Annotated in this window: 12 protein-coding genes and 1 tRNA gene; 5 read left to right on the forward strand and 8 right to left on the reverse strand. The window is 60.3% G+C overall.

Going from position 1 to position 13,003, the window contains the following annotated elements:
* Positions 1–17: 17 nt before the first annotated feature.
* The 3 genes from HMPREF2993_RS05105 to gyrA all read right to left on the reverse strand — a co-directional run bounded on the left by HMPREF2993_RS05105 (position 18) and on the right by gyrA (position 3,135).
* Positions 18–94: transfer RNA gene (locus HMPREF2993_RS05105), tRNA-Ile, on the reverse strand.
* Positions 95–195: 101 nt separating this feature from the next.
* Positions 196–543, reverse strand: coding sequence for a DUF3566 domain-containing protein (locus tag HMPREF2993_RS05110; protein ID WP_070512874.1), 348 nt, complete (start codon positions 541–543; stop codon positions 196–198).
* A 3-nt stretch (positions 544–546) separates the two neighbouring features.
* Positions 547–3,135, reverse strand: coding sequence for a DNA gyrase subunit A (gyrA, locus tag HMPREF2993_RS05115; RefSeq protein WP_070701388.1), 2,589 nt, complete (start codon positions 3,133–3,135; stop codon positions 547–549).
* A gap of 79 nt (positions 3,136–3,214) precedes the next feature.
* Here gyrA and HMPREF2993_RS05120 point away from each other — a divergent pair, with 79 nt between their 5' ends.
* Genes HMPREF2993_RS05120 through HMPREF2993_RS05135 form a run of 4 tightly spaced genes read left to right on the forward strand, consistent with a single transcriptional unit; the run spans position 3,215 to position 4,647 of the window.
* Positions 3,215–3,436 carry a CopG family transcriptional regulator gene (locus HMPREF2993_RS05120; protein ID WP_070701389.1) on the forward strand — a complete coding sequence of 74 codons (222 nt, stop codon included), beginning with the start codon at positions 3,215–3,217 and terminating at the stop codon, positions 3,434–3,436.
* The gene (locus tag HMPREF2993_RS05125) at positions 3,433–3,693 is read left to right on the forward strand and encodes a cell filamentation protein Fic (protein ID WP_070701391.1); all 261 of its coding nucleotides are present in this window, start codon (positions 3,433–3,435) and stop codon (positions 3,691–3,693) included. The genes HMPREF2993_RS05120 and HMPREF2993_RS05125 overlap by 4 nt, the downstream gene beginning before the upstream one ends.
* Before the next feature lie 50 nt (positions 3,694–3,743).
* On the forward strand, positions 3,744–4,190 hold the full coding sequence (locus HMPREF2993_RS05130) for a hypothetical protein (protein ID WP_070701392.1): 447 nt from the start codon (positions 3,744–3,746) through the stop codon (positions 4,188–4,190).
* A gap of 10 nt (positions 4,191–4,200) precedes the next feature.
* A complete protein-coding gene (locus HMPREF2993_RS05135; RefSeq protein ID WP_070701394.1) occupies positions 4,201–4,647 on the forward strand; it encodes a DUF6918 family protein in 447 nt (148 codons plus the stop codon).
* Between the two features lie 115 nt (positions 4,648–4,762).
* Here the strand turns inward: HMPREF2993_RS05135 and gyrB are convergent, their stop codons facing one another.
* The 5 genes from gyrB to dnaA all read right to left on the reverse strand — a co-directional run bounded on the left by gyrB (position 4,763) and on the right by dnaA (position 12,063).
* A complete protein-coding gene (gyrB, locus tag HMPREF2993_RS05140) occupies positions 4,763–6,811 on the reverse strand; it encodes a DNA topoisomerase (ATP-hydrolyzing) subunit B (protein WP_070547230.1) in 2,049 nt (682 codons plus the stop codon).
* Between the two features lie 129 nt (positions 6,812–6,940).
* Complete coding sequence (locus HMPREF2993_RS05145) at positions 6,941–7,483, reverse strand: DciA family protein (RefSeq protein ID WP_049155655.1); 543 nt, start codon at positions 7,481–7,483, stop codon at positions 6,941–6,943.
* The gene (gene recF / locus HMPREF2993_RS05150; protein WP_049155653.1) at positions 7,476–8,654 is read right to left on the reverse strand and encodes a DNA replication/repair protein RecF; all 1,179 of its coding nucleotides are present in this window, start codon (positions 8,652–8,654) and stop codon (positions 7,476–7,478) included. The genes HMPREF2993_RS05145 and recF overlap by 8 nt, the downstream gene beginning before the upstream one ends.
* Before the next feature lie 5 nt (positions 8,655–8,659).
* Complete coding sequence (dnaN, locus tag HMPREF2993_RS05155) at positions 8,660–9,841, reverse strand: DNA polymerase III subunit beta (protein WP_046648700.1); 1,182 nt, start codon at positions 9,839–9,841, stop codon at positions 8,660–8,662.
* 572 nt (positions 9,842–10,413) lie between these two features.
* On the reverse strand, positions 10,414–12,063 hold the full coding sequence (dnaA, locus tag HMPREF2993_RS05160) for a chromosomal replication initiator protein DnaA (protein WP_046648701.1): 1,650 nt from the start codon (positions 12,061–12,063) through the stop codon (positions 10,414–10,416).
* A gap of 796 nt (positions 12,064–12,859) precedes the next feature.
* On the opposite strand from dnaA, the gene rpmH reads away from it, so the two are divergent.
* Positions 12,860–13,003 (forward strand): 50S ribosomal protein L34, encoded by a 144-nt coding sequence (rpmH, locus tag HMPREF2993_RS05165; RefSeq protein ID WP_003847033.1) that lies wholly within the window; start codon positions 12,860–12,862, stop codon positions 13,001–13,003.

The raw sequence follows: 13,003 nt of genomic DNA on the forward strand, positions 1-13,003 counted from the left end.
AATGCCCCATTGTTCCGTGGTGGGCCTAGCTGGAATCGAACCAGCGACCTCATCGTTATCAGCGATGCGCTCTAACCGACTGAGCTATAGGCCCTTGACCGGAACGAGTAGTTACTCTACATAGGACCGGCGATTTATTACAAATCGCCTGGTCACATGCATTATTTGAAGCTCTTTTTCCTTCACTTTGTATCGCTATTGATGCGGCTCATCTTGCAGGCGGATCTTGAATCCACCAAAGACGTCCACGATGGCGTTATATATAACAGCCATGAGCGGCGCCAGGATCGTCATCAGGACGGCGATGATGGCGCCGAACAGGGCGGCTGCAGAGACGACCAATCCGAAGGAGACCTCAAAGCCGCCGCCGACACCGCCAACAAGGCTGTTCAAGGAATCCCAGATGCCCGCCTGGTCAAGGCCGATGTACAGCAGGCACACTGCGATGATCCAGGCCACGAGGCCGACGAGGGACATGGCCAAGCCAACGCGGAACGCCGACATGGGCGAAATCCGGGCTAGGTGAAGCTCTCGTCCAATCATGGGTTACTCCTCGTCCTTATCGGAGCCCTTGTCTTCGCCCTTTTCCGGCTTGGAGTTCTCTCCAAGCTTGAGGTGCTCGGGCTTGACGTCCTCAACGGACTTTTCACCCTTGGCAACTGCCTGGGCGTCTTCTTCGCCGTCGTCCTCAACGTTGCGGTCGATGGCCAGCAGCTCGACGTCATCTGCCAGGTTGACCAAACGCACGCCCATGGTGGCGCGGGAGCTCGGGCGAATCTGGTTGACTTCGGTGCGAACAACACCACCTGCAGAGGTGATGGCAAAGATCTCGTCGTCCTCGTCGACGGCGATTGCTGCAATGAGCTTGCCGCGCTTTGGCGTGTACTTAAAGGTCATCACGCCGAGGCCACCGCGGCCCTGCGGTGTGTACTCCTCGATGGCGGTGCGCTTGCCGTAACCACCAGAGGTAGCCACCAAGAGGAACTGGCCGTCATTGACCACAGACATGGACAGCAGCTGGTCATCGCCGCGGAAGCGCATGCCCTTCACGCCGGCGGTAGCACGGCCCATCGGGCGCAGCTGGTCGTCGTCTGCAGTGAAGCGGATGGCCTGGCCCTGCTCAGAGGTCAGCAGGATGTCATCGCCCTCGTTAACAAGCTGTGCACCGATGAGCGCATCGCCTTCGTTGAGGTTGATCGCGATGAGGCCGGCAGAACGTGCGGACTCGTAATCGGTCAGGCGGGACTTCTTCACGCGGCCCTGCTGGGTAGCAAGAACCAGGTATGGGGCGTCCTCGTAGGACTGGATCTGAATGACCTGAGCAATTCGCTCCTCCGGCTGGAACTCCAGCAGGTTGGCCACGTGCTGGCCGCGAGCGGTGCGGCCCGCCTCCGGAAGCTCGTAGGCCTTGAGGCGGTAGACGCGGCCGAAGTTGGTGAAGAACAGGATCCAGTCGTGCGTGGAGCAGACGAAGAAGTTCTTGACAATGTCATCCTGCTTGAGCTCCGCGCCGCGCACGCCCTTCCCGCCGCGCTTCTGGGCCTTGTAAGCATCGACCTTGGTGCGCTTGGCGTAGCCAGTAGCGGTAATGGTGACCACGACGTTCTCGCGGGCGATGAGGTCCTCATCGCTGACGTCGCCGGAAGCGGCAACGATCTGGGTACGGCGCTCATCGCCGTACTTTTCGACGATCTCCTCCAGCTCATCGTGGACGATCTGACGCTGGCGCTCCTCGCGGGCCAGGATGTCCTTGAGGTCTGCGATGATCTCCTCGATCTCCGCCAACTCATCAATGATCTTCTGGCGCTCCAGGGCGGCCAGACGGCGCAGCTGCATAGCGAGGATGGCATCTGCCTGGACATCGTCGACGTCGAGAAGCGCCTTCAGGCCCTCACGTGCCTCATCAACCGTGGGGGAACGGCGGATGAGCGCGATGACCTCATCGAGCATGTCGAGTGCCTTGACCAGACCGCGCAGAATGTGGGCGCGCTTTTCGGCCTCATCGAGGCGGAACTGGGTACGGCGGACGATGACCTCGATCTGGTGGGCCACGTAGTAGCTCAGCATCTGATCCAGGCGCAGGGTGCGCGGCACGCCATCCACGATGGAAAGCATGTTGGCGCCGAAGGAGGTTTGCAGCTGGGAGTGCTTGTACAGGTTATTAAGGACAACGCGTGCTACGGCGTCTCGCTTGAGGGTGACCACGATGCGCATACCCACGCGGTCGGAGGACTCGTCCTCGATCTTGGCGATTCCGGCGATCTTGCCGTTGACCACAGACTCCGCGATATTGGAGATCATGTTGTCCGGGTTGACCTGGTAGGGCAGCTCAGTGATAACGATGGTCTGGCGGTTGCCCACCTCCTCAATGGAGGTCACGCCGCGCATGCGGATAGAACCGCGGCCGGTGGTGTAGGCATCCTTGATGCCCTGATCACCCACGATGAGGCCCGCAGTCGGGAAATCCGGGCCCTTAACGCGCTCCATACAGGCAGCCAAAGCTTCTTCCTCGGAAGCATTCGGGTTATCCAGCAGCCAGTAAATGGCTTCCGCCAGCTCGTTCAGGTTGTGCGGCGGAATGTTGGTGGCCATACCGACAGCGATACCGCCGGAACCGTTCATCAGCAGGTTCGGAACGCGGGAGGGCAGAATCGTCGGTTCCTGCGTCTTGCCGTCGTAGTTCGGTGCGAAGTCGACGGTGTTTTCGCGGATATCGCGGACCATCTCCATGGCCAGCGGCGTCATGCGGCACTCGGTGTAACGCATAGCTGCCGGGCCGTCATTACCGCGGGAGCCGAAGTTACCTTGGCCGTCGACCAGCGGGTAGCGCATGTTCCACGGCTGGGCCAAGCGCACGAGGGTGTCGTAGATGGCGGAGTCACCGTGCGGGTGGAACTGGCCCATCGTGTCCGAGACCGGGCGGGCGGACTTTACATAGCCACGGTCCGGGCGGTAGCCGGAGTCATACATGGCGTAGAGGATGCGGCGGTGAACCGGCTTGAGGCCGTCGCGAACCTCCGGCAGGGCGCGGCCGACGATGACGGACATGGCGTAGTCGATGTAGCTCGACTCCATCTCCTCATTGATGTCAATTGGTTGGATGCGATCGAAGAGATCACCGTTGTTATCACTCATGAGGCCCTATCGTACCGTTTGAGGACCTCTGAGGCTGTTTCTGGCGCGGCAGTGGTATCACAGTGATACCATTCCCACCATGGCCATGACACTACGCCTGACCCCAGAGCAAGACCACGCGCTGACTTTGTTGGCTTCCGCGCAAGGTACCTCCAAGCACGAGGCGGTGGTGCGCGCCGTCGTCGCGGCCGCCGCACGGACCTTGTCGGAGGCCGCCGTGCAAGACACCGCCCGCCGGCTGCTGCCCGGGCGTTCAGAATTGGAGGCGGAGATCCGCCAGGCTCGGGGCTCGCGCAAATGAGTGTTGAGCAACTGATTGTGATCGCGCGGGAGTTTTGCCGGTCCTATCGTGTACGGATTACTGACTTCGCTGCCCTCGCCGCTGCGGCCGCTGCCAGCACGGCAACCATCGAGGGGATTGCCGTGCACGGCAGCCGTGCCGCGGCCGCGCAGTCGCTGGAGACGGTCTTGCGCTCAGTGCCCGCGTTGAGCGGAAAGAATGAAGAATTCGCGCGATTGTGCGCGCAGGTCTATCTTTCTGTTGCAGAAGTTATGTAAGTTAAACGTGATAAAGAAGTCTCTATTCCCTTCTGAGAAAGGAATTCCCTATGTCCTCTATGTCTTTGAAGAAGTTCCTCGCCGCCGGCGTTGTGGCTACCACCCTCACCACTTCCGTAGCCCCCGCCGCGAGCGCTGAAACCACGAATGATGATTGGAAGGCCAACGTAAATCCCGACTTCGAGCAGGGCGAAGGCGGCTCCTCCCTGACCGGCTCCACGCCCATCGACATGACGCTCATCATCGGCGGTTCCATCGCTGCAGCGATGGCACTGCTCAAGCTCGTCGTGGATAACAACCCAGCCCTGCGCGCCCAGGCAGATGAATTCGCCGCGCAAATCGGCATGGCAGGCTCCTCCGGTTCGTCCGAGCACAACCGCCTCTACGAGGGTGGTCTCGACTTCGACCTCGAGCGCCTCGCCCGCACCAATGGTTTCCCGGAGATTGCTGACCAGCTTGCCGCGCTCAAGGCAGGCTCCAGCGCCCCGGCACAGTAAGCTCGCCTGTATGACAAACCTCTCCCAACTCCTCCAGTCCCCTACCCGCAACGCCGTGGTGGCGGACTTGTCCACGGCAGCAGATGATGCCGTGGCATCGCTCACTGGTATCACCGGCATGGCCTTCAAGGGCGCTTTGGTGGCCGCAAAGAAGGCGGATTCCAAGGTTCTGTCCAAGGGAATCAACCAGATGCTGCCGGAGCTGCTCAACACCCTGGATTCCTATTGGAAAGAATTTGAAGGCTCCGAGCAGTCCGACTTTGGCACCTACTTGGACGGGCGCAGCGGCGAAATTACAGAGTCCCTTATGTCTGCAGCTGATAAGTCCGCCGAAGATATTAAAGCCCCCGGTATCGCGCGGACCTACAAGTCGCTGCGCGGCAAGGCCTCGTCCATTGTGGAGCCTCACGTGGCGACCATCGGCCGTGTGGTGCAGCGCCACATGGACTCTGTGTAAGTGGATTAACTCTCCGGGCCGTAGACACCGAAGAACAAAAGACCAGCACCTCGTTCTGAGGGCTGGTCTTTTTTGCTTTCTCTTGTTCCCCTATGGGCTCGTGCTCTGAGACGCCTTAGACGTCGAGGAAGCGAACGTCCTTCGCGCGGCGGGTAATGAAGGAGCGGCGAGCGGCCACGTCATCACCCATCAGGATGGAGAAGAGCTCATCGGCGCGCTGCGCATCTTCCAGATCCACGCGGCGCAGGACGCGGGTGGTCGGATCCAAGGTGGTCTCCCACAGCTCGGCAGCGTTCATCTCACCCAGACCCTTGTAGCGCTGGATGCCGTCGTCCTTGTTGATTTTGCGACCCTCTTCCAGGCCCTCAGCCAGCAGCTTGTCGCGCTCAGCATCGGAGAAGGCGTAGCCCGGCTGGCCCTTGGCCCACTTCAGCTTGTACAGCGGCGGATTCGCCAGGTAGACGTGACCATCCTCAACCAGCTGCGGCATGAAGCGGAAAAGCAGGGTCAGAAGCAGCGTGGCGATGTGCTGGCCGTCCACGTCAGCATCGGCCATGAGCACGATCTTGTCGTAGCGCAGCTTCGAAATGTCGAATTCTTCGTGGATACCGGTGCCCAGGGCGGTGATGATGGCTTGGACCTCAGCGTTCTTGAGAACCTTGTCCATGCGGGCCTTTTCCACGTTGAGGATCTTACCGCGCAGCGGCAGGATGGCCTGGAACATGGAATCGCGGCCGCCCTTCGCGGAACCACCTGCGGAGTCACCCTCCACGATGTAAAGCTCAGAAAGCTTCGAATCCTTGGAGCGGCAATCCGCCAGCTTGCCGGGCAGGCCGCCGAGGTCGCCGGCGGACTTGCGGCGAACCAACTCACGTGCCTTGCGAGCAGCTACGCGGGCATGCGCGGAGGACACGGCCTTGTTGATAATGACCTTGGCCTCAGCCGGGTTGGCGTCAAACCAATCGTTGAGGTGCTCGTTGACGGAGCGCTGGACAAAGCCGCGGATCTCAGAGTTACCGAGCTTGGTCTTGGTCTGGCCCTCGAACTGCGGATCCGCCACCTTTACGGAAATAACGGCAGCAAGGCCTTCACGGCAGTCATCGCCGGAGAGGTTGCCATCCTTTTCCTTGAGGAGCTTGTGCTCCTTGGCGTAGCGGTTCATCAGGGTGGTCAGAGCCGCGCGGAAGCCCTCCTCGTGCGTGCCGCCTTCGTGAGTATTAATGGTGTTGGCGAAAGTGTGGACGGACTGCTTGTAGCCCTGGTTCCACTGCAGCGCGATTTCCACCTCATGGTCCTCACCCTTAACGTCGAAGGCAACGATGGTGGGGTGGATGGCGGACTTATTCTTGTTGAGGTGCGCAACGTAGTCCTGCAGACCGTTCGGGTAGTGGTAGGTGACTTCCTTCTTCTTCTTGGAAGTCTTGCCCTCGCCGTCCTCGCCCTCCTGGCCGGCTTCGTCCTTGTTATCCAGGGAGCTCAGGCTGACGGCGGAATCGCCGGCCTCGGCGATCTCCTCGAGCTCGGCCTGCTCCTTGGAGATGGCGCGCTCGTCACGCAGAACAATGGTCAGACCCTTGTTCAGGAAGGCCATCTCCTGCAGGCGGCGGGCGATGGTGTCGTAGTTGAACTCGACGGTTTCGAAAATTTCCGGGTCCGGCCAGAAGCGGATCGTGGTGCCGGTGCCGCGGGCATTATCGCCTTCTACCAGCTCATCAGGGATGGCGTTGTTGAAGTTCTGGTACCAGTGCTTGCCATCGCGCTTGATGTCCGCCTCGACGCGGGTGGACAGGGCGTTGACCACGGAGATACCCACACCGTGCAGACCACCGGACACGGCATAAGATTCAGAGTCGAACTTACCGCCGGCATGCAGCTGGGTCATAACCACCTGGACGGTAGGGATACCGGAGGCGTGCATTTCGACCGGGATACCACGGCCGTTATCGATGACCTCGATGCCCCCGTCCTCACGGAGGGTGACAATGACCTTGTCGGCATAGCCCGCCATTGCCTCATCGACGGAGTTGTCGACGATCTCCCAGATCAGGTGGTGCAGGCCGCGGGCACCGGTGGAACCGATGTACATACCGGGGCGCTTACGGACGGCCTCAAGGCCCTCCAGAATCGTAATTGACCCCGCATCATATGCGTGTTGTTCAGCCACGGATTCGTGTACTCCTTTTGGCTAGAGCTAAATCTAAGACTTTAGCCATTCTACACTGTGTCCCCCCACGCGAGGACACTGCACGCCCGTGAGAGCCCCAAATTTGCGTGAATTTCGCGATCGCCCCGATCAGCCGTACGTATCCTGTGAACCTTGCGGCTTGACCCATTGGCGGCCCTCATAGTTGCGGTGCTGCTTGGGGCCCTGAATGTGGAGCTTAACCACCACGTCCGGGCCCAGGCGGTCGGCGATCTTTTGCAAGATGGGCCGCTGCAGGTAGCGCAGCTCAGTGGCCCAGCTGGAGGAATCGCACGCCACGTAAACAACCTGCTCCTTGATGTTCAGCGGCTGAGTATGCGCGGCGATGCGTTCACCCACGAGGTTTTCCCAATTGCCCATGACCCAGCCATGAGCTAATTCGTGCTCCCAGCCGCGCTTGCCAATCTCGCGTTGGATCTGCGCGCCCAGGCTAGGGATGTCGAGGCTCCGGCGCCGGCGGCGACCGTCGGGTCCACTCGGCCGCCCGCGCCGAAAAGGCTTCGGCTGCTGTTCTTGTGACGTTGGCGCCAGGTTCATCTTGGGGGCCGGTTTATTGAACTTCGGCGGGTTCTTGGAATTACTCCGCGTGCGCTCAAAGAGCGCTTTGACGGGATCAAATTCCTGCTCAGTCATCGCTTTCACCGCCCGCATCGTACGGTGCGATCTCTGATACTCGGCCCTCGTCGGTATCGCGCACGCTGACGGTGAAGCGCTCGATGGGCTGTAGGTTGCCGGGCAAATCCTCATCCACCGCCGCAGTGATGAGCACTTGTTCCGCGCCTGCGGCGAGATGGACGAGCTTCTCGCGGCGCTTGGCATCGAGCTCAGCAAAGACATCGTCAAGGATGAGGATCGGATCCGTGCCATCCTGGCGCAGCAGGTTGAACTCCGCTAGGCGCAAGGAGATGGCATAAGACCAGGTCTCGCCGTGGCTGGCAAAACCCTTGGCGGGGCTCGTCCCCAGGTTGAGCGCGAGATCATCGCGGTGCGGGCCGACGAGCGAGATACCTCGTTCGATTTCGCGCTGGCGTTTATTTGCCAGCTCGGTCAGCATCATGGCCTCCATGACCTCGCGGTCGGAGGTATCCACCGTGGACTTGTACTCGATGGCCGCGGGGCGCGATTCCGGAGCTAGGCCGGCATAGGCGGCGGGGATGAGCTCGCGGAGTTCGTCGACAAGCGCCAGGCGTGCCTGGATCACCTGCGCACCGAGAGAGGAAAGCTGCGTATCCCACACATCAAGGGTGGCTAGTGCTGAGGCGCCGTCGCTGTCGTTGTAGCCGCGGCGCAGGCTCGGTGACGCCGACTTCAACAGCGCGTTGCGCTGCTTGAGCACCTTGTCATAGTCGGCCTTGATACCCGCCAGGCGCGGAGTGCGGGAGGCAATGATGTCATCCAAATACTGGCGGCGCGTTGCCGGCTCGCCGCGCACGAGGGATAAATCCTCCGGGGAAAAGAGCACTGTTTGCACCACACCCAGCAGCTCCCGCGGGGACTTCAAACGGGTGCGGTTGATCTGCGCTTGGTTCGCCGCGTGGGGTTTGATGAGCAGGTGCGCGGTAAGCTCGCGCCCCTGGTTGACCGCCGTGGCGGAAATGCGGGCGTTGGTTGCACCGTGGCGCACCAGCGGGGCGTCATGAGCGACGCGGTGCGAGGACAGGTGTGCGACGTAGCCGATGGCTTCGACGATATTGGTCTTGCCAAAACCGTTGCGGCCGATAAAAAGGGTAATCCCCGGTTGCAGCCTGAGAGTGAGCTCGGGCCAGGAGCGAAAGTCCCTGACATCGAGATCGCGAATAAACATATGGCCTAGCCCGGCAAGCGCACTGGCATCAGCAGGTAGGTGAAGTCAGTCTCCGGGGTGGGGAAAGAGCCATCCTCGTTGGCCTCCGGCAGCTCCTCCGGCTCCGGAATCATAATCGCCGGGCGCGAGGGCTCGGTAAAGCCGAAGACCACGCGGTCCGTGTGGACCACGGCCAAACCATCCTTGAGGTAGGACGGGTTAAACGCAATGACGAAGTTGTCGCGGCCGTTGAAAGCACAGGGCAGGGACTCGCTTGCGCGGCCGGAATCGGCGCCGGCGGCCAAGGTCACTTCACCTTCGCTGAACTCCATGCGGATCTGAGCGTTGCGGTCCGTCAGCAGGGATACGCGGCGGATGGCTTCCTGCAGCGGTGCGACCTCAATGCTGGCCATGGCCGTGTGGGTCTTCGGCAGCAGGGGTGCCACATTCGGGAAATCTGCATCGAGCATGCGCGTGGTGGTCTCGCGGTTATCGGCATGTAGGCCGAATAAACCTTCCGCAGCGATGTTCTCACCCGTGCCTACGGCGATCTCCACCGGGATGTTGAGGTGTGTGTCGAGGGAGCGGCCGGTCTCCTGCAGCGTCTTTGCCGGGACGAGGAGCTTGGCCTCCACGTCGGGGGATACCGGATCCCACTCGAAGGTGCGCATGGCCAGGCGGAAGCGGTCCGTCGCCGTCATCTGCACGTGGGAGCCATTGATATCGATGTGCACGCCGGTGAGCATGGGCAGGGTGTCATCCTTGCCGGCAGCGGCGACAACTTGGCTGATGGCTTCCACGAAAAGCTGCGGGTTGATCGTGCCGGTGACCTCCGGAAGGACCGGCAACTGCGGGTAATCATCCAGCGGGATGAGCGGCAGCTCGAAGCGGGAGGAACCACAAACCAAGAGAACCTTGTTGTCCTCCTGCGTCATCTCAATTTCCTTGTTGGGCAAGGAAGCGACGATGTCAGAGAGCAACTTACCGGCCACCGCGATACGTCCCGGCTCATCCACCATGCCGGCGATGCGCACGCGAGTCGACACCTCGTAGTCGAAGCCCGTGAATTCCAAACCATTGTCATCCGCGGTGATCAGCATGGCGCGCAGTACTGGTTGGGTGACCTTCGAAGGAAGGCTGCGCGCGACCCACGCTACGGCGTTAGCGAGATCATCTTTGGCAACGCGAAATGACACGGACTGCTCCATGATGGTGAGACGCTCCTCTAGTTCCGGATGGAAGATTCTTGCAAGCTCACTCCAACTTACAGGATCAGCACCGAACCACAGGAGTTTTGTCATTCGCCTCTTCGGCCCTCGATGAGACCGTGCGGCCAGGCTGGGCGCCGGCGAATCACACACATCCTTTTTCTTCTTAGTTAGGGAGAAAACAAAATAGGAGTAGTAATAAGCGCTGTGGGATCTGTGGACAACCCAGCAAAGGCCAAGCTCTCAGCCGCGAACCGATCTGTGAGTGAGGGTGTGGGATCACTGTGATCAAATGACAAGAAATGTGAGTAACTCGGTCGGGGCCGAAGTTATCCACAATCCATCCCCAGATCTATCGCCGCTGATCACAGGGTTGCTCACAAGGCTGAAGAGGCTGCTGATCTGCTGTGGAAGAAGAAAACGTGACGAGGATCTACAAATTACAACAGTGAAATTACACAGCTGTGAATAACTATGTGGATAAGTCTTCACCGATCAAAAAGACGCCCCGGCCCACGCCCGCGCGGAGGTTGTGCGGGGTGGGAGGGGACGTCGCCAAGCGCTGCGTGGTGCTAACGCTGGTTGTGGTTCTTCACGCGCTGGGTCAGCGCCTGGATCTCGTCGTAGGTGTTGCGGTTTTCTGTCATTTCCTTGCGGATCTTGCGGTCGGCATAGATGACGGTGGTGTGGTCCTTGCCGCCGAACTGATCGCCGATCTTCGGCAGGGACAGTTCGGTGAGCTCGCGGCACAGGTACATCGCCAGCTGGCGGGCGTGGGCGACGGCGCGCTTCTTACCGGAACCGCGCAGGGTGTCCACGTCGATGTTGAAGTAGTCCGCCGTGACCTCGATGATGGCCGCCGCGGTGATCTGGCGATCGGCAGAATCAGGAGCCAAATCGTGCAGGGCAATCTCCGCCATCTCCAAGCTGATTGGTTCATTGACCAGGGAAGAATACGCAGAAACACGGATGAGCGCGCCCTCGAGCTCGCGAATTGATGATTCGAAGCGGGAGGCGATGAGCTCGAGTACCGAGCGATCGACGTCTGTGCCGTCCGCAGAAGCCTTCTTCATGAGGATGGCGATGCGCGTTTCCAGGTCTGGCGGCTGAATATCCGTAATCAGACCACCCTCGAAACGGGTGCGGAGGCGATCCTCCAGGGTGGTCAGCTGCTTCGGCGGGCGGTCGGAGGACAAAATGATCTGCTTATTGGCCTGGTGCAGCGCATTGAAGGTGTGGAAGAACTCTTCCTGCGTGGACTCCTTGCCTTCCAAGAACTGGATGTCATCGACCATGAGGATGTCCAGGTTGCGGTAGCGGCGCTTGAAGGATTCTTGGCGGTCATCACGCAGTGAGTTGATGTAATCGTTGGTGAATTCCTCCGAGGACACATATTTCACCCGCAGGCCCGGGTGCAGGACCTGGGCGTAATTGCCGGCCGCGTGCAACAGGTGCGTCTTGCCCAGCCCGGAGCCGCCCCAAATGAACAGTGGGTTATAGGCGCGGGCGGGGTTTTCCGCCACCGCCACGGCGGCACCGTTGGCAAAACGGTTGGAGGAACCGATGACGAAGTTCTCAAAAGTGTGTTTCGGGTTGAGAGATTTTTCGTGGTTTGGGTTGTGCGCAGGTTCCTCGCGCGGAATGCGCGCGCCGGCTGCCTCCGAGTAGTCCGGGTAGCCGCTGGGAGCGGTGTGTTGCTGTTCGCTGTAGTGCTGAGCCAACTCATCCAGGCTGGCCGGGGAATGCGCGGCATCCCATGAGCGCGGCTGATGATGAGCGGGCGGAGCGGGTTGGGCCGGCTGGGTCGGTGGCGTGGGCGGCATGGCTTGTTGGAAAGACTGAGCCTGGTGGCCCATGCCGTACTCCGGTGCCTCGGTCTGAATGGGGCGCTGGGGGGCGGGAGCTTCGGGTTCTTCCTGCGGAGCAGGCTGCGGGGGCGCGGCAATGGTCACGGCCAAGGAACACGGCCGGCCCATGTGCTGCGACAGAGCGCGGGTGATGTACTCCCCCAGCTCAGCCTCAATAACACTCTTGGCATTCTCGTGCGGGGCGGCAATCAACGCGTAGCCATCCCCGATCATGATGGGCTCTACGAGCTGGAGGTTGAGGCGTTGGCTGTGGGTGAAGTTGGGAACGTCCGAGTTCGGTTGTTCGGACTGTGCCAGCAAATCACTGACCACAGCTTTCCAGCTGGCCCTTAGGGCTGCTTGCGGATCAGACAAAACGCCTACCTTCTGTGTGCTTCACGGCCACGCGGTGCCGGCGGGTGGGGCCGGCCACAGCTACTTACGTGCCTGAAAGAGAGGCTTCAGGGCCGCAGTATGTACTGCGTGAACGTGGGTTGGATCGGGGACGGATGGACGGATGAGGAAGAGACGGGGATGCGGAAATTCCAATTTCTTGTGATTTCCACCGGGGATTCCACACGATGTTTTAGTGTGTAACCTCGGATTCCACAAAGTTATCCACAGGTGTGAATAGGTGGTTTATCCACAGCCTATCTCATGGCTGTGGATAACTTTACATCGGCTCCTTAATGCAGTTGACCTGCTCAAATAGCAAAAGTCTCAAGTCATGATTGAGAGTTATCCACACCCTGTGGGCGGCTGTGGAATTAGATTCCTCAGTTGTACCGCGTTATGGGGATGCTGTCTAACGCACTTCTTTGCACGCCTGGCGCGACCGCGGCTCGACCGCGCCACGGTCGGTGGGAGGAGGCGTTGACCGCGCAGCATGTGGGTGAAAAGTGGCGCTCTAGCTGCGGATAAAAACATCCTTGTAATTTCGGGGACACCCAGTGTGTCGATTTGTTTAGCGCGCTACCTGTCACGTAACCTGTGATGGTCTATCGCAACAGTGCATGGTGCACATGTTGCATGTGGGAATGCCTCGCCACGCCTCATGGCGCTTCAAGTGCGAAGCCTCATCCCCACGTACACCATTCATCAGTGGATGTTTAAGCCTGAGCGCCGGCGGCGCTGGGCTGTGCCATCCACCAACAACTTCAAGGAGTTAATCGTGGCAAAGGGTAAGCGTACCTTCCAGCCGAACAACCGTCGTCGCGCTCGCAAGCACGGCTTCCGTACCCGCATGAGCACCCGCGCCGGCCGCGCTATCGTCGCCGCTCGTCGCAAGAAGGGTCGCGCTAAGCTCACCGCTTAA

This window comes from Corynebacterium sp. HMSC068G04 (assembly GCF_001814885.1).
Taxonomy (GTDB): domain Bacteria; phylum Actinomycetota; class Actinomycetes; order Mycobacteriales; family Mycobacteriaceae; genus Corynebacterium; species Corynebacterium hiratae.

What these genes read in the sequence shown, in the direction of transcription:
- HMPREF2993_RS05145 (WP_049155655.1), bottom strand. Translation starts at nt 7,483, where the DNA reads ATGACTGAGCAGGAATTTGATCCCGTCAAAGCGCTCTTTGAGCGCACG.
- dnaN (WP_046648700.1), bottom strand. Translation starts at nt 9,841, where the DNA reads ATGGAGCAGTCCGTGTCATTTCGCGTTGCCAAAGATGATCTCGCTAAC.
- gyrA (WP_070701388.1), bottom strand. Translation starts at nt 3,135, where the DNA reads ATGAGTGATAACAACGGTGATCTCTTCGATCGCATCCAACCAATTGAC.
- HMPREF2993_RS05120 (WP_070701389.1), top strand. Translation starts at nt 3,215, where the DNA reads ATGGCCATGACACTACGCCTGACCCCAGAGCAAGACCACGCGCTGACT.
- HMPREF2993_RS05125 (WP_070701391.1), top strand. Translation starts at nt 3,433, where the DNA reads ATGAGTGTTGAGCAACTGATTGTGATCGCGCGGGAGTTTTGCCGGTCC.
- HMPREF2993_RS05110 (WP_070512874.1), bottom strand. Translation starts at nt 543, where the DNA reads ATGATTGGACGAGAGCTTCACCTAGCCCGGATTTCGCCCATGTCGGCG.
- HMPREF2993_RS05130 (WP_070701392.1), top strand. Translation starts at nt 3,744, where the DNA reads ATGTCCTCTATGTCTTTGAAGAAGTTCCTCGCCGCCGGCGTTGTGGCT.
- recF (WP_049155653.1), bottom strand. Translation starts at nt 8,654, where the DNA reads ATGTTTATTCGCGATCTCGATGTCAGGGACTTTCGCTCCTGGCCCGAG.
- HMPREF2993_RS05135 (WP_070701394.1), top strand. Translation starts at nt 4,201, where the DNA reads ATGACAAACCTCTCCCAACTCCTCCAGTCCCCTACCCGCAACGCCGTG.